At 68.6% G+C, this 25493-nt stretch carries 24 protein-coding genes; 11 read left to right on the top strand and 13 right to left on the bottom strand.

The genetic code is table 11. The features are described from left to right. Nucleotides 1–53 precede the first annotated feature (53 nt). Nucleotides 54–905: a fumarylacetoacetate hydrolase family protein gene (locus tag BW39_RS12940; protein WP_043822128.1), complete on the bottom strand. Its 852-nt coding sequence runs from the start codon at nucleotides 903–905 to the stop codon at nucleotides 54–56. 155 nt (nucleotides 906–1060) lie between these two features. On the opposite strand from BW39_RS12940, the gene BW39_RS12935 reads away from it, so the two are divergent. Next, nucleotides 1061–2005, top strand: a complete 945-nt coding sequence (locus BW39_RS12935; RefSeq protein WP_013800697.1) for a LysR family transcriptional regulator — start codon at nucleotides 1061–1063, stop codon at nucleotides 2003–2005. Between the two features lie 86 nt (nucleotides 2006–2091). Here BW39_RS12935 and BW39_RS12930 read toward each other — a convergent pair whose 3' ends face one another. Beyond that, the gene (locus BW39_RS12930) at nucleotides 2092–2487 is read right to left on the bottom strand and encodes a RidA family protein (protein ID WP_016445482.1); all 396 of its coding nucleotides are present in this window, start codon (nucleotides 2485–2487) and stop codon (nucleotides 2092–2094) included. A 156-nt stretch (nucleotides 2488–2643) separates the two neighbouring features. On the opposite strand from BW39_RS12930, the gene BW39_RS12925 reads away from it, so the two are divergent. Then, nucleotides 2644–3534: a LysR substrate-binding domain-containing protein gene (locus tag BW39_RS12925; protein ID WP_043822126.1), complete on the top strand. Its 891-nt coding sequence runs from the start codon at nucleotides 2644–2646 to the stop codon at nucleotides 3532–3534. Between the two features lie 17 nt (nucleotides 3535–3551). On the opposite strand, the gene BW39_RS12920 is transcribed toward BW39_RS12925, so the two are convergent. Together BW39_RS12920 and BW39_RS12915 are read right to left on the bottom strand one after the other, a co-directional pair. Beyond that, a complete protein-coding gene (locus BW39_RS12920) occupies nucleotides 3552–4514 on the bottom strand; it encodes a 2-hydroxyacid dehydrogenase (RefSeq protein WP_043822124.1) in 963 nt (320 codons plus the stop codon). Beyond that, nucleotides 4511–4924, bottom strand: coding sequence for a VOC family protein (locus BW39_RS12915; RefSeq protein WP_012207434.1), 414 nt, complete (start codon nucleotides 4922–4924; stop codon nucleotides 4511–4513). The genes BW39_RS12920 and BW39_RS12915 overlap by 4 nt, the downstream gene beginning before the upstream one ends. A 131-nt stretch (nucleotides 4925–5055) precedes the next feature. Between BW39_RS12915 and BW39_RS12910 the strand changes: the two genes are divergently transcribed. Further along, entirely contained in the window at nucleotides 5056–5910 is an 855-nt protein-coding gene (locus tag BW39_RS12910; RefSeq protein ID WP_043822123.1) for a LysR substrate-binding domain-containing protein, read from the top strand. Nucleotides 5911–5926: 16 nt separating this feature from the next. On the opposite strand, the gene BW39_RS12905 is transcribed toward BW39_RS12910, so the two are convergent. Together BW39_RS12905 and BW39_RS12900 are read right to left on the bottom strand one after the other, a co-directional pair. After that, complete coding sequence (locus tag BW39_RS12905) at nucleotides 5927–6931, bottom strand: tripartite tricarboxylate transporter substrate binding protein (protein ID WP_043822121.1); 1005 nt, start codon at nucleotides 6929–6931, stop codon at nucleotides 5927–5929. Between the two features lie 51 nt (nucleotides 6932–6982). Then, a complete protein-coding gene (locus tag BW39_RS12900) occupies nucleotides 6983–8170 on the bottom strand; it encodes a M20 family metallopeptidase (RefSeq protein ID WP_043822119.1) in 1188 nt (395 codons plus the stop codon). A gap of 70 nt (nucleotides 8171–8240) precedes the next feature. Between BW39_RS12900 and BW39_RS12895 the strand changes: the two genes are divergently transcribed. Continuing rightward, nucleotides 8241–9005 (top strand): IclR family transcriptional regulator, encoded by a 765-nt coding sequence (locus tag BW39_RS12895; RefSeq protein WP_043822117.1) that lies wholly within the window; start codon nucleotides 8241–8243, stop codon nucleotides 9003–9005. Nucleotides 9006–9168: 163 nt separating this feature from the next. Continuing rightward, nucleotides 9169–10587 (top strand): RtcB family protein, encoded by a 1419-nt coding sequence (locus tag BW39_RS12890; RefSeq protein WP_043822115.1) that lies wholly within the window; start codon nucleotides 9169–9171, stop codon nucleotides 10585–10587. A gap of 15 nt (nucleotides 10588–10602) precedes the next feature. Here BW39_RS12890 and BW39_RS12885 read toward each other — a convergent pair whose 3' ends face one another. Continuing rightward, entirely contained in the window at nucleotides 10603–12570 is a 1968-nt protein-coding gene (locus tag BW39_RS12885; protein WP_043822114.1) for a sigma-54-dependent Fis family transcriptional regulator, read from the bottom strand. Nucleotides 12571–12892: 322 nt separating this feature from the next. On the opposite strand from BW39_RS12885, the gene exaC reads away from it, so the two are divergent. Together exaC and BW39_RS12875 are read left to right on the top strand one after the other, a co-directional pair. Then, nucleotides 12893–14416 (top strand): acetaldehyde dehydrogenase ExaC, encoded by a 1524-nt coding sequence (gene exaC / locus BW39_RS12880; protein ID WP_012207447.1) that lies wholly within the window; start codon nucleotides 12893–12895, stop codon nucleotides 14414–14416. Between the two features lie 67 nt (nucleotides 14417–14483). Next, nucleotides 14484–14858, top strand: a complete 375-nt coding sequence (locus BW39_RS12875; RefSeq protein ID WP_043822336.1) for a DUF779 domain-containing protein — start codon at nucleotides 14484–14486, stop codon at nucleotides 14856–14858. A gap of 18 nt (nucleotides 14859–14876) precedes the next feature. Here the strand turns inward: BW39_RS12875 and BW39_RS12870 are convergent, their stop codons facing one another. Further along, nucleotides 14877–15464, bottom strand: a complete 588-nt coding sequence (locus BW39_RS12870) for a peroxiredoxin (protein WP_043822113.1) — start codon at nucleotides 15462–15464, stop codon at nucleotides 14877–14879. Between the two features lie 120 nt (nucleotides 15465–15584). Beyond that, a complete protein-coding gene (locus tag BW39_RS12865; protein ID WP_013800686.1) occupies nucleotides 15585–16052 on the bottom strand; it encodes a nuclear transport factor 2 family protein in 468 nt (155 codons plus the stop codon). 85 nt (nucleotides 16053–16137) lie between these two features. On the opposite strand from BW39_RS12865, the gene BW39_RS12860 reads away from it, so the two are divergent. The 3 genes from BW39_RS12860 to groL all read left to right on the top strand — a co-directional run bounded on the left by BW39_RS12860 (nucleotide 16138) and on the right by groL (nucleotide 18889). Then, nucleotides 16138–16722 carry a TetR/AcrR family transcriptional regulator gene (locus BW39_RS12860; RefSeq protein WP_043822112.1) on the top strand — a complete coding sequence of 195 codons (585 nt, stop codon included), beginning with the start codon at nucleotides 16138–16140 and terminating at the stop codon, nucleotides 16720–16722. A gap of 186 nt (nucleotides 16723–16908) precedes the next feature. Next, nucleotides 16909–17199 carry a co-chaperone GroES gene (locus BW39_RS12855; protein WP_012207457.1) on the top strand — a complete coding sequence of 97 codons (291 nt, stop codon included), beginning with the start codon at nucleotides 16909–16911 and terminating at the stop codon, nucleotides 17197–17199. Nucleotides 17200–17245: 46 nt separating this feature from the next. Next, nucleotides 17246–18889 (top strand): chaperonin GroEL, encoded by a 1644-nt coding sequence (gene groL, locus BW39_RS12850; RefSeq protein WP_013800679.1) that lies wholly within the window; start codon nucleotides 17246–17248, stop codon nucleotides 18887–18889. Between the two features lie 109 nt (nucleotides 18890–18998). On the opposite strand, the gene BW39_RS12845 is transcribed toward groL, so the two are convergent. Both BW39_RS12845 and hglS read right to left on the bottom strand, forming a co-directional pair. Further along, nucleotides 18999–20276: an aminotransferase-like domain-containing protein gene (locus tag BW39_RS12845; protein ID WP_043822334.1), complete on the bottom strand. Its 1278-nt coding sequence runs from the start codon at nucleotides 20274–20276 to the stop codon at nucleotides 18999–19001. Between the two features lie 111 nt (nucleotides 20277–20387). Continuing rightward, the gene (gene hglS / locus BW39_RS12840) at nucleotides 20388–21803 is read right to left on the bottom strand and encodes a 2-oxoadipate dioxygenase/decarboxylase HglS (protein WP_043822111.1); all 1416 of its coding nucleotides are present in this window, start codon (nucleotides 21801–21803) and stop codon (nucleotides 20388–20390) included. Nucleotides 21804–21969: 166 nt separating this feature from the next. Between hglS and BW39_RS12835 the strand changes: the two genes are divergently transcribed. Further along, nucleotides 21970–22890 carry a LysR family transcriptional regulator gene (locus BW39_RS12835; protein WP_012207461.1) on the top strand — a complete coding sequence of 307 codons (921 nt, stop codon included), beginning with the start codon at nucleotides 21970–21972 and terminating at the stop codon, nucleotides 22888–22890. Here the strand turns inward: BW39_RS12835 and BW39_RS12830 are convergent. Next, nucleotides 22865–23821: a CobW family GTP-binding protein gene (locus tag BW39_RS12830; RefSeq protein ID WP_043822110.1), complete on the bottom strand. Its 957-nt coding sequence runs from the start codon at nucleotides 23819–23821 to the stop codon at nucleotides 22865–22867. The genes BW39_RS12835 and BW39_RS12830 overlap by 26 nt on opposite strands. Before the next feature lies 1 nt (nucleotide 23822). Further along, on the bottom strand, nucleotides 23823–25487 hold the full coding sequence (locus BW39_RS12825) for an amidohydrolase (protein WP_043822332.1): 1665 nt from the start codon (nucleotides 25485–25487) through the stop codon (nucleotides 23823–23825). Between the last annotated feature and the right edge of the window lie 6 nt (nucleotides 25488–25493).

Here is a 25493-nt window from a genome sequence, read left to right as displayed (position 1 = left end):
CTCCCGCGAAGCGAGAGAGGGGGAAGGCGCGAAGCGACTCAGGGGGTGTCATCTCAGACATCAGTGCCGATACGGTTGCGCAGCACGCCCAGGCCCGTGATCTCGACCTCGACCACATCGCCATGCTTCATGTACAGGGGCGGCTCGCGGCGGTCGCCCACGCCGCCCGGCGTGCCCGTGGCGATCACGTCTCCGGGCGACAGCGGCGTGAAGCGCGACACATAGGCCACGATGGTGGGGATGTCGAAGATCAGGTCGCCCAGGCTGGCCTGCTGCACCACGCTGCCGTTCAGGCGCGTCTGCAGCGCCAGGCTGCGCACGTCGGCCACCTCGTCGCGCGTGACCAGCCAGGGGCCGAAGGGCGCCGTGCCGGGAAAGTTCTTGCCGGGCGTGAACTGGTGCGTATGGCGCTGCCAGTCGCGCACGCTCACATCGTTGAAGCAGGCATAGCCGGCGATGTGGTCGAAGGCATCTTCCTTTGCAATGTGGCGCCCGCCCCGGCCGATGACGAAGGCCAGCTCGCCTTCCCAGTCGAAACGGTCCGAGAAGGCCGGGCGCAGCAGCTCGTCGCCATCGGCGGCCAGGCTGTCGTTGAAGCGCAGGAACAGCGACGGGTGCTCGCTGTCGGCGCGCCGCGTCTCGGCCACATGGGTCTTGTAGTTCAGGCCCACGCAGATGAGCTTGCCGGGGTTGGGGATGACGGGCAGCGCCTGGGTCTGCGCCGCATCGACGGACACGGCGCCGGCCTGCAGGGCCTGCTCCAGCTCGCCCAGCGCCTGTGCGCGCAGCACGGACAGCAGGTCGGGATGGCGGGCGAGAAATTCGGCGGGCGGCAGCAGGAAGCGCTCGGCCAGAACCTGCCCGTAGCGGGGCTGTCCGGCATGGATGAAGCTGGCGAGTTTCAACGGATTTTCCTTAGGTTCAGTGTCTGGAAAACCTGCCAAGGCAAGGCCGCTGGCAAGGCATGACTGCACTGTAGAAATCCCGTTGATATCTGGATAGATAGAATTTCAGGCTTTCAGAATTGCCTCATCAGGCATACCTCAACCGGGTAACCACCATGCACCTGCCCAGCGTCAAGCTCTTCCTCGAGGTCTCCGAAGCCGGGAGCATCAGCAAGGTCGCGGCACGGCGGCACACCGTGCAGTCGCACATCAGCCGGCAGATCAGCGAATTCGAAGCGTCTCTGGGCGGCCCCTTGCTGCGGCGCACGGGCCGGGGCGTCACGCTGACGCCGCTGGGCGCGCGGGCCGCGCTGCGGCTGCGCAGCTGGCTGCAGGAAACCGAGCAATTGCAGGAAACGCTGCGTGCGGACGCAGGCCAGCTATGGGGAGAGGTGCGGCTGGGCATCGTGCCCTCGGCCGCGCACCCGCTGATGACGCATGTGTTCGACTGGCTGCAGCGCGAGCACCCCGGCATACGCCTGAACATCACCGAGGCCCAGGGCACGGAGCTCGACGCGCTGCTGGACAGCGGCGCCGTGGACCTGGCCATCCTCTTTCGCTTCGCACGCCCGGCCGGCGGCGACGAGCGGCTGCTGAGCACCGCGCACAGCTATCTGGTGTCGCGCCCTGGCGACCCCTTGACCCTGGCGCCCACCACGGAGTTCGCCGCGCTCGACGGCCTGCAACTGGTGCTGCCGCGCCGGCCCAGCCATTGGCGCGACGCGCTCGATGAGGCCGCGCACAGCCACGGCTTTCGGCTCGCGGCGGCGGCCGAGGCCGACTCGCTGACCGTGCAAAAGGAACTCGTGGCCCACGCGCCCGGCCTCTACTCGGTGATCGGCCCGTATTCCATCGATGCCGAACTGCGCCAGGGCCGGCTGCAGGCCAGCCGCCTGGTCAACCCCGGCCTGGTGCGCCATGTGACGCTGGCCCTGCCCCGGCACGGCAAGCTCACCCAGGCCTGCCGCGTGGTGGGCGATGCCATCGAGGCCTTGACGCAGGCCTGGGGGCAGCAGCTGTCGCCGGGGCCGCTGAGCACCTCGGGACTGCTCGGCGGTTGAAGGGATCAGATATCGGCCCCATCGGCTCCAGTCGTCGGCCATGCACGCCGTGGCCAGGCCATCGGAACAGAACGGCCGCAACCATGTCAGCGGGCCTGGCCATCACGCACGGCTGCAATGGCCTCGATCTCGATCATGGCCGCCGGGTCGTACAGCGCCTGGATCTGGGCAATCGTGTCGGCCGGATAGGGGGCGCCGAAGAACTCGCGGCGCAGGGCAACCACCTCGTCGAAGTGGCCCATGTCGGTGACGAAGATGGTGACCTTGATCACGTCCTTCAGGCTGGAGCCGCCCGCCTCCAGCGCGCGGCGCAGATTGGCAAACGCCTGCCGGCCCTGGGCCAGGAAGCCGCCCGGCACGATGCGGCCATCGTCTCCGGCGCCGGCCTGGCCGGAGATGAACAGCAGCTCGCCAAAGCGAATGCCTTGCGACAGCAAAAACGGCTCGTAGGGGTCGGGTTGCGTGGTGACACGGTGCAGCATGGTTTCATTTCCTTCATCCATCCCCGGCAGGATCGCGCTTGGGGCATGGGTGGACGATAGGCAAGCCGGATGATTGCGACAAAGGTTCATTTGTCAGGCATAAGATGAGTTTTCCTCACCCCATTGCTCACCCGACCCTTGCGTCCTCCAGCCCTCATGCAACGCAACCAGCTGCCGCTTTCCGCACTGCGCGCCTTCGAGGCCGCCGCACGCCTGGGCAGCTTCAAGCAGGCCGCCGACGACCTGGCAGTGACCCCCACGGCCATCAGCCACCAGATCCGCGCGCTGGAGGAACAGCTGGGCCTGGCGCTGTTCGATCGCCAGGTACGCAAGGTGGTGCTGACCGAGGCCGGCGCCCAGCTCTATCCGGTGCTGCGCGATGGTTTCGACGCCTTTGCCGCCACGCTGGAGCGCCTGCTGCAAAAGCGCCTGCGCGCCCAGGTCAGCATCTCGGCCACCAATGCGTTCACCGTGAAATGGCTGGTGCCGCGCATGGCCAGCTTCCGCGCGATGCACCCGGAGGTGGACCTGCAACTGCAGGCCTCGGACGATGTGGTGGACCTGCGCTCCCATGCCGTCGATATCGCCGTGCGCTACGGGCGCGGCCCCTATCCGGGCCTGGTGGCCGAGCCCCTGTTCAGCGACCGCTTTGCGCCCGTGGCCAATCCCCGGCTGGGCGTGCTGGGTCCGGCCGACCTGGCCCGCCTGCCGCTGATCCGCTTTGACTGGAAGACGGCGCACGCCAGCAATCCCACCTGGGGGCGCTGGTTTGACGAGGCAGGCCTGGCCTGGAATTCACCGGCGGGGCAACTGCGCTTTTCCGATGAGGGCCATGCCATCCAGGCGGCCATCGCCGGTCATGGCATTGCCCTGGTGAGCCTGGCCCTGGCGGCCGAGGACATTGCGGCCGGCCACCTGCTGCAGCCCTTCGGCCCCTCGATCACCGGCCATACCTACCATCTGGCCGTGGGCGAGCAACGGAAGCCGGGCCCCCATGTGCGCGCCGTCATGGACTGGCTCAGAAGCCAGTCCATGACCGTGCCATAGCCGTACCGTAGCCGCCCTCAATAGCCCCGCGCCGCGTCCACCGCCTGCGGCAGCTCGCCGCTGGCGCGCCAGCGCCGGATGTTGCCCGCCACGATGGCCGATGCCGTCGCGCGGTCCGTGGGTGCCGAGATGTGGGGCAGCACGGTCACGGCGGGGTGCGCCCATTGCCAGGACGATTCTGGCAGGGGCTCCTGGTCAAACACGTCCAGCACGGCATGGGCCAGGCGGCCGCCGTCCAGGGCGGCGCGCAGCGCGGCATCGTCCACGATGGGGCCGCGCGCAAAGTTGATCAGCGAGGCATGGGCAGGCAGCGCGGCCAGCGCCTGCGCGCCGACGATGCCGCGCGTCTGCGGCGTGAGCGGCAGCAGGCATACGAGGATGTCGGTCTGCGCCAGCATGGCGGGCAGCTCGGCATCACCCGCATGGCATTGCACGCCTTCCATCTGCCTGGGCGTGCGGCTCCAGCCGCGCACCTGGAAGCCTGCCGCCAGCAGCCGCCGCGCGCTGGCTTCGCCCAGTGCGCCCAGGCCCAGCAGCGATACCGTCCTGTCCTGCGCGCGCACGCCGTCATGCGCCAGCCATTGGCGCGCGGCCTGCTGGCGGGCATAGCGCGGCATGTCGCGGTGCAGGTACAGGGTCCAGGCCAGCACGGCCTCGGCCATGGTGTCGGCCAGTTGCGGGTCCACCAGGCGGACGATGCGCAGGTCCGTATCGCCCAGGTCGGCCACCAGGCGCTCCACGCCGGCCCAGACGCTGTGCACCCATTGCAGGCGCGGCAGCGTGCGCAGGTCGGCAGGCTGGGGGTTGGCGACGATGGCGACCTCGCAGGCCGCGCGCTGGCCCGCATCCAGCGTATCGAGCGCCACCACGCGCTCCTCGGGCAGGGCCGCCTGCAGGGCCTGCAGCCAGGCCTGGGCTGCCGGGTAGCCGGGTGCGCAGACGAAGGGGAGCGGGGGGAGCGGTGGCAGCGAACCGCTCATTTGGCGAAGACCTTGTCCAGGTCGGCGAAGCCCTTGACCTCGATAGGATTGCCGCTGGGGTCGCGGAAGAACATGGTGGCCTGCTCGCCGGGCTCGCCCTCGAAGCGGATGCCGGGCTGCAGCACGAAATCCACTACGCCGCCCGACAGCCGCGCGGCCAGGGCCTTCCAGTCGTCCATGGCCATCACCAGGCCCAGGTGGGGCATGGGCACCATGTGGTCGCCCACGCGGCCGGTGTTCGTGACCGGGAAGGGCTCGCCCAGGTGCAGCGAGATCTGGTGGCCGAAGAAGTCGAAGTCCACCCAGGTCTCGGTGCTGCGGCCTTCCTGGCAGCCGAGCAGCGTGCCGTAGAAGGCGCGCGCTTCGTCCAGATCGCGGACATGGTAGGCAAGGTGGAAGCTGGTGCGCATGGCTGATCCTTTGGTTGTGCTTGTGGTGCAGGCAGGCTCGCAGGCCGTGGCCTGCCGTGGGTGGCGCGAGCCTAGCAGAGGCTTTTCAAAAGTGATAGCGTTGATTTCTTTGCAATCCTCAAGGAAATCTTTTGGAGACCCGCTATCTCAAGAGCCTGATCGCCGTGGTGGACAGCGGCTCCATCGCCGATGCGGCGCGCGCCGAGCACCTGACCGCCGCCGCCGTGGGCCAGCGCGTGCAGGCGCTGGAGCGCGAGCTGGGCTTTGCCCTGCTTTCGCGCAGCGGCCATGCGGCCCGCCCCACCCAGGCCTGCCTGGCCCTGCTGCCGCGCGCGCGGCGCCTGGTGCGCGAGGCCGCGCTGCTGGGCAGCGATGCCAGCGCCGATGGCCTGGCCGGCACGCTGCGCATCGGCGCCATCTCGACCGCGCTCACGGGCATGCTGCCGGCTGCGCTGCGCAAGCTCACGCAGGCGGCGCCGCAGTGCCGGCCCGTCATCGTGCCGGGCACCTCGCGCGCGCTGTTCCAGATGCTGCAGTCCGGCGAGCTCGATGCCGCCGTCATCGTGGCGCCCCCTTTTGAACTGCCCAAGGCGCTGCGCAGCGTGCAGCTGCGCCGCGAGCCGCTGGTGCTGCTGGCACCGCCCCAGGCACGCGGCCGGCCTGCCGCGCTGCTGCGCAGCCTGCCCTACATACGCTACGACCCCGATGCCTGGGGTGGCCGCCATGCGGCCGACTGGCTGGCCGATCAGGGGCTGGAGCCTGCGGTGCTGTGCGACCTGGACGCGCTGGAGGCCATCGCCATGCTGGCCGCCGACGGCATGGGCGTTGGCCTGGTGCCGCACTGGACGGGCCTGGAGCGCTTCATGGGCGACTGCCGCATGCTGCCCATTGCGGGCGCCGCCTATGAGCGCGCCATCTTGCTGGTGACCAGCGCCGATCCCGACCTGCCGCGCATGGCCGAGCTGCTGGAGGGCGCACTCGCGTAGGTTGCGGCCTTTGTTCTCAATCCGCCTGCACGTAGCCCGTGACGCGGATCATCTCCCGGTACTTGGCGATCTCGCGCGCATAGGCGGCCGCTGCATCGTCCAGGCCCATGGGCTTGGCGACGTCACGGCCGTCAGCCTCCAGTTTGGCGATGACCTGCGGGTCCAGCAGGGCCTGGCCGATGGCCTGGTTCAGGCGCTGCTTGACGTCCTGCGGCGTGCCCCGTTTGACGAAGTAGCCCGCCAGGCTGGCGTACTCGAAATCGCGCAGCGCCGGCACTTCGGTGATGCTGGGCACGGCCGACAGCACGGCAGGCCGGTTGCGCGACAGCACGGCCAGCGCCCGGAAGCGGCCGGTGCGGATCATCTCCAGCATGGACGCCTGGAACGGCATGATGCTGAAGTCGATCTGGCCGCCGGCCAGGTCCTGGATCACGGGCGCCGTGCCCGCATAGGGCGCGTGGGTGAACGGCACCTTCACCACCTTGCCCATGTACTCGGTGATCAGGTGGTAGAGCGAGCCCACGCCCACCGAGCCGTAGGTCAGCGAATTGCTTTCGTTGCGCGAGCGCGCCAGCGCCAGGAACTCTTCCATGTTCCGGGCCGGCAGGCCAGAACGCACCAGCAGCACCAGGTGGGTGACGGTGATGTACTGCAGGTTCTCGAACGCATCGGGCTGGTAGCGCACGGCCTTGTTGGTGAGCGGCGGCAGGATGAGTTCGTTCTGCGTGCCCTGGAAGAACATGCTGCCGTCGGCCCTGGCGCCCAGCACTTTGGATGCGGCAATCGTGCCCGTGGCGCCGCCCAGGTTCTCCACGATCACCTTGGCCGCCAGTCCCTCGCCTATGGGCTTGCTCAGAATGCGGGCGCTGACGTCGCTGGGCCCGCCTGCCGGGTAGGGCACCATCAGGCTGACCGGGCCGGGCGCCGAGGCCGCGGCAGGCTGCAGCAGCAGGGGCGCCAGCGGCAGGCCGGCGGCGATTTTCAGGAGCGAGCGGCGTGTGGGCAAGGCAAGTGGATTCATGAAAGTGCACCAGGCAGTGGCTTGAGGGGGAAGGCGGGAATCAGGCGCGCCCTACCACCGGGCGTGGGGCAGGCGCGCAATGGTGTGGAGCACCGCCAGGCCACGCGGGACGATGGTGTCCACCTCGCAATACTCGTCGGTGGTGTGGAACTTGCCGCCCACGGGGCCGGTGCCGCACAGCGTGATGGCGCCCAGGCTGGAGGTCACGCCCGAGTCCGCGCAGCCGCCGCTGAACTCGCCCTCGGCCTTGTGGCCCAGCGCGCCCAGCTCGGCCTGGTACAGCTCGAACAATTGCTGCGACTGCGGCGTGGGAACGAAGGGGCGGAACTCGCCGGTGATGTTCAGCGTGGAGCGCGTGCCCTGGATGAAGGACTTGTCGCAGATGCAGCGGATGCGGCCCACCAGGGACTCGCGCTGGTCCAGGTCGAAGATGCGCAGGTCGATGGCCGCCTTGGCCGACGGCGCCGACGTATTCACCGACAGGCCGCCCGACACCAGGCCCACGTTGACGGTGACGCCCTTGTCCAGGTCGGTGAGCGCGTCCAGCGCCACCACCTTGTGCGCCAGCTCCGAGATGGCGCTGATGCCCTCGGCGAAGTTGGCGCCCGAGTGCGCCGCCTTGCCCTCGATCTCCACGCCGAAGAACACGCCGCCCTTGCGGCCCGTGACCACGTTGCCCGAAGGCCGGCCCGGCTCCGCATTGAAGACAAAGCCCGCCTTGCGCGCAAAGGGCTCGATGACGGACTTGCTCAGGGGCGAGCCGATTTCCTCGTCGCAGGTGAACAGGCCCGTGACCTCGGGCGCAGGCTCCGCGCTGTGGGCCAGCGCAGCCAGCAGGAAGGCGTTCATGACGATGCCCGACTTCATGTCGGCCACGCCCGGGCCGTAGGCCCTGCCGCCTTCGATGCGGAACGGCCTGCGCGCGGCCTCGCCTTCAGGGAAGACCGTGTCGCAGTGTCCCATCAGCAGCACGGGCCTGCCCACGGTGCTGCCCGCGTTCACGGTCACCGAGATCGCCGCCTCCACGCCATCGACGAAATGCGGGCTGACCTGCAGCCCCTGGCTCAGGAAGAAGGCCTCCAGGCGCCGGAACACGCGCGCCACGCCGGGCTTGTCGAAGCTGCCCGAGTCGATGTTGACGATGTCCGCCAGCAGCGAAAGCATGTTCTCCCGCTGGCCCTTGATCCACTCCGACGCGCCGACCGCCCGGTCCGCACTGACAATGGCTTGCTGTGGCATCCGCTGCCTCCGTATTTTTCAATACTTGGTATTGTTATTTAATACTTAAGATTCACAATCAGGTAAAACGATGATCGAAAACGCGTTGTATGTGGGCTCCGTGGGCAAGGCATTCCGCGTGCTGGACTGCTTCAAGGGCGCGGCGGGCGACCTGAGCCTCACGGAAATCATGGAGCGCAGCGGCCTGGACAAGAGCGCCGCCCAGCGCTACGCCTACACCCTCAGCGCCGAGGGCTACCTGCAGCAAAACAGCCAGACCCGCCGCTACCGGCTGGGCCCGGGCGTGCTGGACCTGACCTTCCATTTCCTGCGCACCCATGCGCTGGCCGAGGCGCTCAACCCCCTGCTGCTGCAGCTGTCCAAGGACACGGAGCAGAAGATCAGCCTGTCGCTGCGCGACGGCGACTGGCTGGTGCACGTGCTGCGCCACCAGACCAGCACCGAGCACTACCACGCCTCGCTCGTGGGCCGGCGCGTGCCCCTGCAATGCACGGCGGGCGGGCGCGCCGTGATGGCACGGCTGGACGAGGCGCAGGTGGAGCAGCTGCTGGCCCCCGGCCGCCTGCTGGCCAGCACGCCCCGGACGCTGACCACCGCCAAGGCCGTCCAGGCGGAACTGAAGAAGGTGCGCGAGCGCGGCTACGCCATGGTGGTCGATGAATTCATCATGGGCGAGGTCGCGCTGGCCGCCGCCGTGGTCGATGCCGACGGCGTGCCGCTGGGCGCCCTGCACCTGAGCGGCTCGTCAAGCCAGTGGAGTGGAGCCGACTACGCGAAGAAGTTCTCGCCCCTGCTGCTCAACGCCATCGCCCAGTACGAGCGGCGCAACGCGTAGCGCCTGGCGTCCAGCGCGGATCCCGCTATACTGCGCCCCTTCTTTCTTGAACGAGCTGCTGCAGGAAAGACGTTTTCCGGGCCTTTGCCGCCCGGGTGTCTTTCATCGTCCGTATACCCATCGGACGCGGCGAGCGCCAACCAGGCCTCGCGGATCTGCAGCCATGAGCACTCCTCAACGACTCCAGCGTGCCTTTGCACGCACGGGCATCTCTCTCGACTATCGCGACGGCATCTACCACGTGCGCGATGGCCAGGCCGAGGCCCACATTCTTCTTCCCGACAGCCTTCCCCTGGAGGACAAGGCCGTGCGCCAGTTGCTGGCCTTTGCGGCCGTGCGCCGGCATGACGGCCAGGGCAGCCACGGCGCCGTCTGCCGCGCCTGCGCCACGCCCGACTTCCATCCGGGCACGGTGGCGCCCGTGGGCAGCGTGGTGGCCACGCCATCGGACTTCGTCATTCCGGCCGCCATCGGCACGGACATCAACTGCAGCGTGCGCCTGCTGACCACGGGCGCCCGGCTGGACCAGCTCGCACCGCACAAGGGTCGGCTGGTGGAACTGCTGACCGCCAGCCTGCTGGGCAGCGGGCGCGACGTGCCCGTGACCACGGCCGCCTTCCGCGCGCTGTTCGACCACGGGCCGGCCGCCTTTGTGGACCGGCTGAACGGCCAGGGCCTGTGGGGCCATGTCGACAGGGATCGCCTGCACCGCGAGCTGGCCGCCTGCATCGGCCTGGACAGCTTCGCGGGCAGCGCCCGCCACGCGCCCCATGCCTATCTGCAGGAGCGCCATGCCGTGTTCCGCGACCCGTGCCTGGGCACGGTGGGATCGGGCAACCATTTCGTGGAACTGCAGGTGGTCGACGAGGTGCTGGACCGCCACGCGGCCTACCGGGCCGGCCTGCGCGCGGGCGACGTGGTGGTGATGATCCACAGCGGCTCGCGCGACCTGGGCTTTTACGTGGGCCAGGCCTGGATGGACCGCGCCCGGGCCGAGTGGCCGCAAGGCGTGAAGCACCCTGCCAGCGGCCTGTACGGCCTGTCGGGTCCGCTGGCCGGCGAGTACCTGCAGGCCATGGGCGTGGCGGCGCGCTATGCCTGGGCCAACCGCGTGGTGCTGGCCGAGCTGGTGCGCAAGGACCTGGAGCAGATCGTGGGCGCAGCGGATTCGCGCCTGGTGGTCGATGTGCCGCACAACGTGGTCCTGCAGCAAGGCGGCATGAACATCCACCGCAAGGGCGCCACGCCGGCCAACGAGGGCGACTTCGCGCTGATCCCGGGGTCCATGGGCGATGCCTCGTACCTGGTCACGGGCCTGGGCGCGGCCGACTGGCTCTGGTCCTGCAGCCATGGCGCGGGGCGGCGAATGCGCCGCCAGGCCGTGCGCGCGCTGCGCCCCGAAGCACGTGCAGGCCATGCGGGCGAGCAGGGCTGGCAATGCGTGACGCTGCGCGAGGAGCGCCGCATCGAGGAGGCCCCGGAGGCTTACAAGCCCATCGGCCCGGTCATCGAGTCGCAGGAGGCCGCCGGCCTGATCCACGCCGCCGTGAAGCTCAGGCCCTGGATCACCTTCAAGGCCTGAGCACCGGCAGGCGCCTCACTGCAGCCGCAAGCCGTCCGCCGCACGGTCCTGGGCCAGCTTGCGGTACAGCGTCTGGCGGCTGATGCCCAGCATGCGCGCGGCCTGGGTGACATTGCCCCGGCAGTTCTCCAGCGCCTGCCGCACGGCCGAGCGCGAGAGTTCATCCAGGCTCTGCGGCGCAGCGTCGAGCCGGGGGCCGCTGCGGGCGGTCTGCGCCAGCTCGGCCTGGAAGTCGTCGGGCAGGTGCTGCCATTGCAGGCAGTCCTCATGGGGATCGAGCATGGCACAGGCCGTTCTCAGCACGCTGGCGCACTGGCGCAGATTGCCGGGCCAGCCATGGCCGGCCAGCTGCGCCAGCAGGGCCGGTGCCATGCGCAGCGGGCGCGCGGGTTCGATGTCGGCCAGCATGCGCGCGGCCAGCGCCTCGAAGTCGCCGCGCTCGCGCAGCGGAGGCAGCTCCACGGCCAGGCCGTTGATGCGGTAGTACAGGTCGGCACGAAAACGTCCCTGGTCGGCATCCTCGCGCAGCCTGCGGTTGGAGGCGCTGACCAGCGCGAAATCGACCGCAACGGGCGTGCCACCGCCCAGCGGCACCACCTGCCGCTCCTGCAGCACGCGCAGCAGCCGGGTCTGCAGCGACAGCGGCATGTCGCCGATCTCGTCCAGGAACAGCGTGCCGCCGTGCGCCTGGCGCAGCAGGCCCGCCTGTCCTTCGCGCCGCCCGCCCGTGAAGGCGCCCTGGCGGTAGCCGAACAGCTCGGCCTCGATCAGCGACTCGGGCATGGCCGCGCAGTTGATGGCCACGAACGGACCGTCGCGGCGCGGCCCGCTGTCGTGGGCCGCGCGCGCAAACCATTCCTTGCCCACGCCGGACTCGCCCTGGATGAGCAGCGCAATCGGCTTGCCCAGCACGCGCCGGGCCTTGTCGGCCGCCGTGCGCCAGCGCGCATCGCCCGTGTCCAGCCGCGCCAGCGCATCGCGCGCCGGCTGCTGCGGCGCCCGTTGCCGTTGCTGTTGCTGTTGCTCTGCAACCCGCTCCACGACCGAGGACCGGACCGTGCGCCGGTCCGGCACCAGCTGGCCGAACAGCGCCGTGCCGTCATGGCGCCGCAGTGGCTGGGCCGCATCGGGCTGGCGGTGCTGGCGTGACAGCAGCTCCTCCAGGCCGGCGTCCAGCACCTGCTCCAGCGACACGCTGCCCAGTTGCCCCCGCGACAGGCGCAGCAGGGCCAGCGCGGCGCGGTTGGCGCCCACCAGCCATCCGTCCGCGGAGATCAGCGCAATGCCTTCAGCCACCGTGCCAATGCCTTCGGGCCGCGCGTGCAGGTGCAGGCGGATGTGGCGCTGGCCGTCGCAGGCCATGAGGCGGTTTTCGATCATGCGGGCCGCCGTGCCGACAAGGCCCAACGTGTGCGGGCTGCCCCGGCCATGTTCGCTGGAGATGTCCAGGATGCCCAGCAGCTGGCCCGTGCCCGACAGGATGGGCGCGGCCGCGCAGGTGAGAAAGCCGTTGCGCTCCAGGAAATGCTCGCCGCCCTGGATTTCGATGGAGTCCATCTCGGCCAGTGCCGTGCCGATGGCATTGGTGCCGCGCTGCGCCTCATGCCAGGACGCACCGCTGGCCAGGGCCACGCGCTCGGCCTTGCCCAGAAAGAAGGGGTCGCCGCAGGTGTCCACCAGGGTGCCGCAGGGGCCGGCCAGCACCACCACGCTCTGGCTGCCGCGCACTTGCTCGGACAGGTATTCCATGACGGGCCGTGAATGCGCCAGCAGCGCATGGTGGCGGCTGCGCAGCACGCCCAGCGCGTGCTGCTCCAGGTTGTCGGCGGCGCCCAGCCGTCCTGTGGGACGCAGTCCCTGCTCGATGCAGCGCTGCCACGAGCGCGCCAGGCGCTCGTCCACCAGGCCGCTGGGGCACAGGCCTGACTCCATCAGGCTGTGACGGGCCTGGCGCAAGGCCACAAGGGAGGCTCTCGATTGCATGCTGTCTCCTGCTCGGGCGTCATTGCGCCGCGTTGCAGACCAGTATGCGGGGCCGGCGGGCACCGGGCAAGCCAAGTGGCAGGCCAGGCGCCCGACTGTTCCATTTCTGGACAGTTGTCCTGTTGCGGAACGTCACGGTACAGGGCGAACGCGCACGGGAATACCCGCAGCAGCCACGTCCCGCGTGCCTTTGCGGGCATCTGCCCTGCGGCCTGCAGGCTGGCACGGCTTTTGAATCATGTCTGCCGTCCGGCCATGGCCGGATATCCCGATCCACACCCGATCACAACAGACCCATAAGCATCCTCAGGAGACAAGCAGCATGACCGTCTACGCAGCACCCGGCGCCGCTGGCGCCAAGATCGCCTACAAGGCCCGCTACGACAACTTCATCGGCGGCAGGTTCGTACCTCCGGTCAAGGAGCAGTACTTCGACGTGGTCACCCCCATCAGCGGCAAGGTCTACACCCGCGCCGCGCGCTCCACGGCCGAAGACATCGAACTGGCGCTGGACGCCGCCCATGCCGCCAGCGACGCCTGGGGCCGCACCAGCGCGGCCGAGCGTGCGAACGTCCTGCTGAAGATCGCCGACCGCATCGAGGCCAACCTGGAGCTGCTCGCCTATGCCGAGACCGTGGACAACGGCAAGGCCATCCGCGAGACGCTGAATGCCGACATCCCGCTGACCGTGGACCATTTCCGCTATTTCGCGGGCTGCGTGCGCGCCCAGGAAGGCGCGCTCAGCCATATCGACGAGACCACGGTGGCCTATCACATCCAGGAGCCGCTGGGCGTGGTGGGCCAGATCATTCCCTGGAACTTCCCCATCCTCATGGCGGCCTGGAAGCTGGCGCCCGCGCTGGGCGCGGGCAACTGCGTGGTGCTCAAGCCGGCCGAGTCCACGCCCATCAGCATCCTGATCCTGGCCGAGCTCATTGCCGACCTGCTGCCGCCCGGCGTGCTCAACATCGTCAACGGCTTCGGCCGCGAGGCCGGCATGCCGCTGGCCACCAGCAAGCGCATCGCCAAGATCGCCTTCACGGGCTCCACCTCCACGGGCCGCGTGATTGCCCAGGCCGCAGCCAACAACCTGATCCCGGCCACGCTGGAGTTGGGCGGCAAGTCGCCCAACATCTTCTTCGCCGACGTGATGGACAAGGACGATGCCTTCCTCGACAAGGCCGTCGAAGGGCTGGTGCTGTTCGCCTTCAACCAGGGCGAGGTCTGCACCTGCCCCAGCCGCGCGCTGATCCACGAAAGCATCTACGACCGCTTCATGGAGCGCGTGCTCCAGCGCGTGGCCGCCATCCGGCATGCCAACCCGCTGGACACCGACAGCATGATGGGCGCGCAGGCGTCCAAGGAGCAGCTCACCAAGATCCTGTCGTACCTGGACCTGGGCAAGCAGGAGGGCGCCGAGGTGCTGGCCGGCGGCGGCCAGGCCCATCTGGGCGGTGACCTGGAAGGCGGCTACTACGTGCAGCCCACGCTGTTCAAGGGCCACAACAAGATGCGCATCTTCCAGGAGGAAATCTTCGGCCCCGTGCTGGCCGTGACCACCTTCAAGGACGAGGCCGAGGCCCTGGCCATTGCCAACGACACGCTCTACGGCCTGGGCGCGGGCGTGTGGAGCCGCAACGGCAACGTGGCCTACCGCATGGGCCGCGCCATCAAGGCCGGGCGCGTGTGGACCAACTGCTACCACGCCTACCCGGCGCACGCGGCCTTCGGCGGCTACAAGGAATCGGGCATCGGCCGCGAGACCCACAAGATGATGCTGGACCACTACCAGCAGACCAAGAACCTGCTGGTCAGCTACAGCGAGAACAAGCTGGGCTTCTTCTGAAGTTCTTCCCAGGTGAATGCGGCCGGCGGCGCACAGCGCGGCCGGCCGCCCAGGAAAGGACCAACCCATGGTTGACAAAGTGACTGCCACCGACGCCGCGCTGGCGCTGATCGCCGACCTGCAGGCGCAGCACGGGCCGGTGTTCTTCCACCAGTCCGGCGGCTGCTGCGACAACAGCGCCGCCAACTGCTACCTGCCCGGCGAGCTGACGATAGGCGCCCAGGACGTGCTGCTGGGCCAGGTGGGCGGCGCGCCCTTCTACATCGGCAAGTCGCAGTACGAATACTGGAAGCACACCCAGCTCATCCTGGACGTGATCGAGGGCCAGGGCGGCACCTTCTCGCTGGAGGGCAGCACGGGCAAGGCCTTCCACACACGCTCCAGGCTGTTCACGGACGAGGAATATGCCGACATCCTGGCCGGCGAGGGCAACGGCCCCTGACAGGGGCCGCGCGGCGGGCTACTTTCCGGTCAGCCGCTTGACCGCGGCCTCGGTCTGGCGCACATGCTCGTCCGGGTCCGAGCCGATGTGCACGAAGCGGACCTTGCCGTCCTGGCCGATCACGTAGGAGATGCGGTCGGCGCGCTGGGGATCGGCGGCGGCCGAGGCGTCGTAGGCGCGGATGGTCTGCGCCTGCGGGTCCGATGCCACGGCGAACTGGTCGCGGCAGGCCTCGGTGGAAAAGCGCTTGAGCGTATCGATGTCGTCATGCGACATGCCCACCACCGTGGCGCCCATGGCCGCGAAACGCGGCGTGGCCTCGGCAAAGGCATGGGCTTCCATGGTGCAGCCCTGGGTGAAGGCCTTGGGGAAGAAATACAGCACCACCGGCCCCTTCTTGAGCGTGGCGGCCATGTCGAAATCGAAGGCCTTGCCCGCCACCGCAGCCGGCGTGGTGAAACGCGGCGCGCTGTCGCCCACCTTGAGCGCGGCCTGGGCCAGCGGCGACAGCAGCAGCGCCGCCAGCAGGGGAGCGGCGGCGCGCGCGCAGCGGCGGCCCAGGGATGCGCGTGGGTGGATGGAATCGCCGCAGCGGATATCGGACATGCATGGCCTCCTGAGCCTGGAACGGGATGCCCCATTGTGGCCAATCGGCCCGGGCCGCTGGCGCATTTGCCGTGGATCAGCGCAGGGATTCGACACCTGGGACGTGGCCCGGGGCTTTGCCTACAGGCCCAGGTCGGACAGACCGGGGTGGTCATCGGGGCGACGGCCCAGCGGCCAGTGGAACTTGCGCTCCGACTCCTGGATGGGCATGTCGTTGATGCATGCGAAGCGCCGGCGCATGAGACCGTCGGCCTCGAATTCCCAGTTCTCGTTGCCGTACGACCGGAACCAGTTCCCGGCGTCGTCGTGCCACTCATAGGCATAGCGGACTGCGATCCGGTTTTCTCCGTACAGCCAAAGCTCCTTGATCAGCCGGTAGTCCAGCTCCTTCTTCCACTTCCTCTCAAGAAGGGCCTGGGCCTCGGCGCGGCTGTTGGCGAACTCCGCCCGGTTGCGCCATTTTGTGTCGAGGGTATAGGCCATCGCGACCTTGGCCGCATCGCGTGTGTTCCATCCATCCTCGGCCAGACGGACCTTTTGAACGGCGCTTGCGAGAGAGAAGGGGGGCAGGGGTGGGCGAGTTTCCATGATGTGACCTTTTGAAGAGATGTAGAACGATCTGTCTACATGCATCACTCTAACGGAGGTGGAACGATCTGTCTACAATGTCTTCATGAAAACTTCCGAGACATCCTTCGAGTCATTGCCCCCCCGTGAGCGCATCCTGGTGGCAGCCCATGGCCTCTTCTACGCAGAGGGCATCCGGGCCACGGGCGTGGACCGGATCATCGAGCGGTCGTCGGTCAGCAAAGTCACCTTCTACCGCCAGTACGCCAGCAAGGACGACCTGATCCGGGCGTACCTCGACTACCGCCATGAACGGTGGATTTCCTGGTTCCAGGCCAGCCTGGCGCAGGCGACGGCCACGGGCTCGTCCGCGTTGGATGCCCTGTCCGCCACCCTCAGGAGCTGGTTCGGCCAGCCCGACTTTCGGGGCTGCGCCTTTCTCAATGCCGCTGCCGAACTGGGCTCGTCCGACCCTGAGATCCTGGCAACGGTCCGGCGGCACAAGCAGGAAATGTCGTCCGTGCTGGATCGCCTGTTCGGTGGCCATCCCGTGTCCGTGGGCGCTGCGCTCACCCTGGTGGCGGATGGCGCCATCGTCCATGCGCAGATGGGTCAGCCGATCGATGAAGTCATGGAGAACTTCAAGGAAGCGGCCGAGGGGGTTGTGAATCGGCCCCTGCCCTTGCGCTAGTGCCGCACCGGGTGTGCCGTCTTGCGGCACATCCGACCCTACCCCTTGAATCCTGGCCGAATTGCCTTATTATTAGCACTCGTTGGGTATGAGTGCTAACAGTCCTCTGTCCCACATTGCTTCGAATGCCGGCCCGCCGGGCCGGCAAGTCTTTGTTTCAACTTTGTTGATGATTTAGGAGTTGGTATGAACCTGCGTCCCCTGCACGATCGCGTGATCGTGAAGCGCCTCGAGAACGAAACCAAGACGGCTTCGGGCATCGTGATCCCCGAGAATGCCGCCGAGAAGCCCGACCAGGGCGAAGTGCTGGCAGTGGGCCCCGGCAAGAAGAACGACAAGGGCGAAGTGATCGCTCTGAACGTGAAGGTCGGCGACCGCGTTCTGTTCGGCAAGTACAGCGGCCAGACCGTCAAGGTCCATGGCGACGAACTGCTGGTGATGAAGGAAGACGACCTGTTCGCAGTCGTCGAAAAGTAATCCGCGCTTCGAAACCGCACTTTCCAACTGAATCCGGAGAATTGAAATGGCAGCAAAAGACGTAGTTTTCGGCGGCGAAGCACGCGCCCGCATGGTTGAAGGCGTGAACATCCTGGCCAATGCGGTCAAGGTCACCCTGGGTCCCAAGGGCCGCAACGTGGTGCTGGAGCGCTCCTTCGGCGCCCCCACCGTGACCAAGGACGGTGTCTCGGTCGCCAAGGAAATCGAACTCAAGGACAAGCTGCAGAACATGGGCGCCCAGCTCGTGAAGGAAGTGGCCTCCAAGACCAACGACATCGCCGGTGACGGCACGACCACCGCCACCGTGCTGGCACAGGCCATCGTCCGCGAAGGCACCAAGTACGTGGCCGCCGGCCTGAACCCCATGGACCTCAAGCGCGGCATCGACAAGGCTGTTGCCGCCCTGGTGGAAGAGCTGAAGAAGCAATCCAAGGCCACCACCACCTCCAAGGAAATCGCCCAGGTCGGCTCGATCTCCGCCAACTCCGACGAATCCGTGGGCAGCATCATTGCCGAAGCCATGGACAAGGTCGGCAAGGAAGGCGTGATCACCGTTGAAGAAGGCAAGTCGCTGGCCAACGAACTCGACGTCGTCGAGGGCATGCAGTTCGACCGCGGCTACCTGTCGCCCTACTTCATCAACAACCCTGAAAAGCAGGTTGCCCTGCTGGACAACCCCTTCGTGCTGCTGTTCGACAAGAAGATCAGCAACATCCGTGACCTGCTGCCCACGCTGGAAGCCGTGGCAAAGGCCGGCCGTCCCCTGCTGATCATTGCAGAAGACGTCGAAGGCGAAGCCCTGGCAACGCTGGTGGTCAACACCATCCGCGGCATCCTGAAGGTTGTGGCTGTCAAGGCTCCTGGCTTCGGCGACCGCCGCAAGGCCATGCTGGAAGACATCGCCATCCTGACGGGCGGCAAGGTCATCGCTGAAGAAGTGGGCCTGGCGCTGGACAAGGTGACCCTGGAAGACCTGGGCCAGGCAGTGCGCATCGAAATCGGCAAGGAAAACACCACCATCATCGACGGTGCTGGCCAAGCTGCTGAAATCGAAGCCCGCGTCAAGCAGATCCGCATCCAGATCGAAGAAGCCACCAGCGACTACGACCGCGAAAAGCTGCAAGAGCGCGTGGCCAAGCTGGCTGGCGGCGTTGCCGTGATCAAGGTTGGCGCTGCCACCGAAGTCGAGATGAAGGAAAAGAAGGCCCGCGTTGAAGACGCCCTGCACGCTACCCGCGCTGCTGTGGAAGAAGGCATCGTGGCCGGCGGCGGCGTGGCTCTGCTGCGTGCCAAGCAAGCCGTGGGCGACCTGAAGACCGGCGATGCCGAGCAAGACGCCGGCATCAAGCTGATCATGAAGGCCATCGAAGCACCCCTGCGCGAAATCGTGGCCAACGCCGGTGGCGAGCCCTCGGTGGTGGTCAACGCCGTGCTGAACGGCTCGGGCAACTACGGCTTCAACGCTGCCAACGACACCTACGGCGACATGCTGGAAATGGGTATCCTGGACCCGACCAAGGTGACGCGTACAGCCCTGCAGAACGCCGCTTCCGTGGCATCGCTGCTGCTGACGACCGAAGCCATGATCGCCGAGTCTCCCAAGGCTGAAGGCGGCCCTGCCATGCCCGACATGGGCGGCATGGGTGGCATGGGCGGCATGGGCATGTAATTGCCCGCCGCAACCGGGCAGGCCTTGCGCCATGCCCGGTTTGCCCAGCAAGACAAAGGCCGCCCTCGGGCGGCCTTTGTCATTGCATGAACGCTTTTGCCGATGTCTTTCAGGACACGGCCTGGCCCCAGGCCCGGCCCAGGCGTGCCACGGCCTCGGTGATCTGGGGCACGGTGGGCGCCGCATACGACAAGCGCATGCACAGGCCGGCCTTGTCTGCCTCTTCGGCCGGGAAGAAGGCCTTGCCCGGCACATAGAGCACGCCCTGCTCCACCGCTGCCGTGAACAGCGCACGGGCCAGGGCCTGGGAATCGCCCGCAAGCCGCTGCGGCGGCAGCAGCCGGGCCCAGACGAACATGCCCCCCGCAGGCCGCACGAAGCGGATCTGATCGCCCAGCGCCGACTGCATGCCAGAGCACAGCGCATCCATGCGCGCCGCGTACTCGGCGCAGGCCTGGGCCAGCTGGGGCGCATAGCGGCCCGAGCGCAGATAGTGCGCGGCGATCATCTGCGCCAGCGGCGAGGTGCAAAGATCTGCTGTCTGCTTGGCGATGGTGCAGCGGCGCAGCAGTTGGGCGTCGGCCAGCATCCAGCCGATGCGCAGCGCAGGCGCCACGGTCTTGGACAGGCTGGACAGGTAGACCACGGGATTGGCCTGGGCGCCGCACAGCGCCAGGCCCGTTTCGTAGATCGACGGTTCGCGCTGGCCGGTAAAGCGCAGCTCGCCATAGGGGTCGTCCTCGACGATGACAAAGCCATGCTCGCGTGCCAGCGCCACCAGGGCCGTGCGCCGCGCCGCGGGCAGCAGGGTGCCGCCCGGGTTGGAGAAGTTGGGCACGGTATAGAGCAGCTTGGGGACGCGCGCATGGGGCCACTGTGCCAGCAGGCGGGCCAGGGCCTCGGTGTCCAGGCCCTGCTCGTCCGTGGGCACGGCAACGACCTGTGCCTGGGCCAGCTTCAGGGTCTGCAGCGTGGCCGGGTAGGCGGGCACTTCGACCAGCGCCGGATCGCCGGGCTCGACCAGCACCTTGACCAGCAGGTCGAAGGCCTGCTGCGAGCCCGTGGTCACGATCATGTCGGCCGGCGTGCAGGCAATGCCGCGCGTGGCGCACAGCGCGGCCAGGGCTTCGCGCAGTGCAAGCTGGCCCTCGCTGGCGCCGTACTGCAGGCTGGTGGCGGCATCCTGCTGCAGCGCGGCCATGGCGGCCTGCTGCAAACCTTCGGCATCGAACAAGCTGGGCGATGGATAGCCTCCGGCCAGCGAGAGCATGCCGGGACGGCTCAGGTAGGGAAACAGCTCGCGGATCGGCGAGCCTTCGGGCTGTGCGAACAGCGGGTTGAACAGATGGGCGGTGGGCGACGACGCGCCCTGGTCTGCGGTGCTCATGAAGGCCTCCGGCAAATGGCAAAAACAAAGGGGCGCACGCGCAGGCCTGGCGCCTGTGCATGCGCCCCGGGGAAGGGGATCAACGGTGGCGGGCTCAGCCCGGGTCAGCGCCTATGCAGCGACCTTGGTGGCCTGGCCGCGCAGCGCGCTGCGCAGCTGGTCGATGGAGCGCTGCTGGGCCTGCTCGTACAGCGCGATCTCGTCATGCACGCGGGCACCCAGGTCGGCCTCGAAGGCCTGCTGGGCCGCATGGGCCGCGTACTGCTTTTGCTCTTCGCCGCCCAGGTTGGACTGGAAGATGCCGGCCGCGCTCACGGGCAGGAAGTCTTCGTAGACGATGGGCTCGGCCTGGGCCAGGCCGCGGGCGATCAGGGCGTCCAGGTCCGACGCGGCGGCCGCTGCGGCCTCGCCTGCGGCCAGGGCGGCTCCCTCGTCGCTCAGCGTGAAGCGGTAGAAGGCCAAGTCTTGCCGGCGCAGCTGCTCATGGGTGTCGGGGAAAGCCTCGAAGACCTGGGCCAGGCGGCTGCCGTAGTCCGGCGCGGCACTGCCTGCGCTGCCCATGTCGCGCACCTGGGCCAGCAGCTGGTCGTAGAGCGCGCGGCCCTTGCGCGTGAGCGCCACGCCGCGCTGCTCGATCTCGCCGAAGCGCGCCGTGTGCGAGCCCGCGCCCGTGGCATCGCCCGCAAAACGCACGGTCTCCTTGAGCGCCTTGAAACTGGTCTGGCGCAGCAGGATGGGGCAGGCGCGGCGCGGCGGGCCTTCGACCACGTCCTTGGCGTCCATGCCGCGCTCGGGCATGGCGGCCTGGGCGGCATCGATGTCCAGGGTGCGCGGCGTCAGGTGGTTGATGTGCGGGCCCTTGAAGCAGACCACGTCGGCGATCAGGCGGTGGGCCTTGTGCAGCGCGTCGTAGGTGGTGCCGTCCACGGTGGACTCGCTGTGCCAGCGGAAGGTCTCCAGCGCCTCGCGCACGAATGCGTCGGCATCGGCGTCGGCCAGGCCGCCATGGGCTTCGGCCTGGGCGATCAGCGCCAGCGCGCGTTCGGTGAAGATGTTGCGTTGCGCCAGGATGGCGCCCGCCTGGGCCCGCAGCGCCTCGTCGGCAATCAGGTCCAGGCGCAGCAGCGAGGTGAAGACGCGGAAAGGGTTGGCCAGCAGCGCCGCATCGCCCACGGGGCGGAAGGCCGTGGAGTGCACGGGCACGCCGGCCACCGACAGGTCGTAGTAGCCCACGGGCTCCATGCCCATGATGGCGAACAGGCGGCGCAGCATGGACAGCTCGGCCGCCGTGCCCACGCGGATGGCGCCGTGGCGCTCCACGCCCAGGCGGGCCAGCTCGCCGCTGCGCTGCATCCGGGCCAGCAGCGCGGGCTCGGCCTGCAGCGTGCGCTGGTTGATGTCGGCCACGAGTTCGATCAGCGTGCCGTACTGGGGCACTTCATCGCGGTACATCTCGGACATGGCGCTGGAAAACCGTGCGCGGATCTCGTCGGAGGGCACGAAGGTGTGGGCAGGCGTAGAGGACATGGTGCTCGTGGGGACTGAAGTTGGAGCCACAGGGCAGCCCTGCGGCAGAGTGGATTCCTGGCACGCATGCTAGGTCTGCGCCTTGAGCCTGGTCAAACGATAATCAGGCCCATAGGTCATTCCCAAACAGAATGCCCCTCCCACGATTGCCCCACCGCCCTCTGCCATGCTGCTGTCCCGCCGTTTCCTGCCCCCCATGTCCCTGCTGTGCGCCTTCGAGGCGGCGGCCCGGCACCAAAGCTTCACGGCAGCTGCGGCCGAGCTGCACCTGACGCAAAGCGCCGTCAGCCGCCAGATCCGCGCGCTGGAGGAGCGGCTGGAGGCGGAGCTCTTTGTGCGCGAGCGCCAGACCGTGCGGCTCAGTCCGGCCGGCCAGGCCTATGCCCAGGAGATACGCGGCGCGCTGATGCGCATCTCCACCGCCACGCTGGGCTTTCGGGCCAACCCGCGCGGCGGCAGCCTGAACCTGGCCATCCTGCCCACCTTCGGCACGCGCTGGCTGGCGCCGCGCCTGCCGCAGTTCTTCAGCGCCCACCCGGGCATCACCATCAACCTGACGACGCGGCTGTCCCAGTTCGACTTCCAGCTCGAAGCCGTGGACGCCGCCATCCATTTCGGCCTGCCGCACTGGCCGGGCGCCGAGCTGGCCTTTCTGATGAGCGAGACCGTGGTGCCTGCCTGCAGCCCCGCCCTGCTGGCCCAGCATGGCTTTGCCCAGCCCCAGGACCTGCTGCAGGCGCCGCTGCTGCACCTGGCCTCGCGCCCCGATGCCTGGCAGCGCTGGCTGTCCGTGCACCATGCGCCCATGGCCGAGGGCCAGGGCATGCTGTTCGACCAGTTCGCCACCGCCGCCCAGGCCGCCATCGCCGGCGTGGGCGTGGCCTTGCTGCCACGCTTTCTGATCGAGCGCGAACTCGCCCAGGGCGATCTGGTGCGTGCCCTGCCCCATCTGCCCGAGATGGAAAGCGCCGAGCGCTACTACCTGGCCTGGCCCACGAGCCGCGGCAACTACCCGCCGCTGCAAAGCCTGCGCGAGTGGCTGCAGCAGGCGGCCCAGGATTTCATGCGGGACGGCCCGCAGCCCTGACGCCCGCAGCGCCTGCCACCAGCGCCTGCAGCGCGGCCACCGGCAACTGCCCGGCCAGGCCGATGGCCACGATGGCGGGCACCTGCTGCTGCACGGGCGCTGATGCGGCGCGCAGCCGGCCGCTGCGCCCGGCAAATTGAAGCTCGCTCCAATGGCCCGCCCCGGTCTGCACCACGCCCTTGAGCCGCAGCACGCCAGCCGGCATGGCCTGCAGCCACGCCTGCAGGGCCGTCTCGGACAGCACCCCGGGCGGCTGGCAGGACCAGGTCTCGAACTGCCGGCCATGCATGGGGCGCGCAGTGCCGGTACCCCATGAAACCTCCCGCACGCCACGCAGCAGGGCTGCGCCACTGAGCAGCTCCACGGGCACCCGGGCTTCGTGCACATCGCAGCGTTGCGCGGCTGGCGCGTGGCTGGCTATCCAGCGGTGCACGCGCTCCAGGGTCCGGGTATCGGCCAGATCGGTCTTGTTGACGATGACCAGATCGGCCCGGGCCACCTGGCGCTGCAGCGTGTCGGCCAGCAGCGGATCGGCCGCCTGCCCGGGCAGGGCAACGGCATCGACGACCACGATGACGCCGTCCAGCGCCAATGCGGGATCGGCCAGGCCCAATTGGGCAATGCGCCAGGGATCGGAGACGCCGCTGGCCTCGACCACCACGGCGTCGAAGCGATCGCGCTGCTGGAGCACGCCGATCAGGGCCATGGACAGGTCATCGCCGATCTGGCAGCACACGCAGCCATTGGTCAGCGCGATGGTGTCGCCGCTGTGTTCCTTGATCAGGCCTGCATCGATGTTGAGCGCACCGAAGTCGTTGACCAGCACGGCCAGCCGCTGGCCATCCGCATGGCGCAGCCAGTGGTTGAGCAGCGTGGTCTTGCCGGCGCCCAGGAAGCCGCCGATGACCGTGAACGGCAACCGCTGCCCCATGTCATGCCGCCTTGAAGACACGCCCCGACAGCACCGTGCCCCAGACCCGGAGGTCCTTGAGCACCATGGGGTCCAGGGACAACGGATCGTCTTCCAGCACGCAGAAGTCGGCGCGCTTGCCGCATTCGATGCTGCCGATCTCGTGGTCCAGCTTCAGCGTCCAGGCCGCTCCCAGCGTGACCGCATGCAGGGCCTGGGCCACGGTCAGGCGCTCGGCCGCGCCCAGCACGCGGCCCTTGGGCGTGATCCGGTGGACCGCGCACCAGGCGGTGAACAGCGGCCCCAGCGGCGTGACGGGCGCATCCGAATGGATGGCCAGCGGCACGCCGGCGGCCAGCGCGCTGGCGCAGGCATCGAGCCGCATGGCCCGGTCCGGCCCCATGGTCATCTCGTAGTGCTGGTCGCCCCAGTACCAGAGGTGGTTGGCGAACAGGTTGGCGCACAAGCCCAGCGCCGCCATGCGGCGAAACAGCGGCGCATCGATCATCTGGCCATGCTGCAGCGTGTGGCGGTGATCGGGCCGGGGGGCGCGGGCCAGCACGCGGCCTATGGCGTCGATGGCGGCCTCGCTGGCCTCGTCGCCATTGGTGTGCGTATGGATGAGCAGGCCTGCGCGGTGGTAGGTCTCGAAATCGGCCTCGTACTGCGCGGGCGCGGTGACCCAGATGCCGTTGGGCGCGCCGTTGTAGTGACCGGGCCAGCGCAGGCGGGCCGAAAAGCCCTGGATGGAGCCGTCCAGCATCATCTTGACCAGGCCGTAGCGCAGCCGGTCGGTGTTGCGCGCCATGAGCGCGCGCACATGCCCGGCACCGGCCTCGGCGCCATGCGTGCCGTGAAACGCCTGGAAGGCCGGCAGGATGCGGATGGGCACCTGGTCGTCGGCCAGCGCGGCCTCCAGCACGCGGCAGTCCTGCTCGCCCAGCCTGTTGACCAGGTCGGTGGCCGTGGTCACGCCCTGGCGGCAGGCCAGGCGCGCAAAGGAGCGCACGCCAGCCTCGGTCATGGGCGCCAGCAGCCCGGCGTTGCCGATCTTGCGCAGCACCAGGAACATGGCGGCCGGCTCCTGCAGCTCGCCCGTGGGCTCGCCGGCCAGGGCGTGGCCGGGCGCAAAGCGCACCACGCCCTCGACCTCGTTGTCGCGCGTGATCTCGGCCAGGCGCAGCATGGCGCTGTTGACGTTCATCAAATGGCCGTTGGCGTGCGAGAGCACGACGGGACGACCTCCTGCGGCGCGGTCCAGGTGCTCCACCGTCATGCGCTCGCCGCCAAAGTAGATGGGATCGAACCCCCAGGCGATCAGCGGCTGCCCAGGCGGCAGGCCCTGCGCATCCATGCGCGACGCCACCTCAGCCAGGCGGTCCACCACGGCATCCATGGAGCGCAGGCCGGGCCAGGTCTTTCCGTCGGGGTCGCGCCGGTCGAACCAGCCCGTGTATGTCCAGTCCCACATGCTGCCTTCCTTGAGGTGGCAGTGACCCTCCACCAGGCCGGGCAGCAGCACCTGGTCGGCAAAGCGCTCGTCGACGCGGCACTCGCCCCAGGCCGTGCAGCGCGCGAGGTCCCCGACCGCGAGGATGCGCCCGTCGCGCACGGCCACATGCGTGGCCTCGGGCTGCATGGGGTTCATGGTGATGATCTTGCGGGCGGCGTAGACGGTGATGCTCATGGTGGC

Origin of the sequence: Delftia sp. RIT313, assembly GCF_000632165.1 — a bacterium.
GTDB lineage: Bacteria > Pseudomonadota > Gammaproteobacteria > Burkholderiales > Burkholderiaceae_C > Comamonas > Comamonas acidovorans.
The sequence above is the reverse complement of the archived record's forward strand: the minus strand, read 5'-3'. Positions and strand labels throughout refer to the sequence as shown.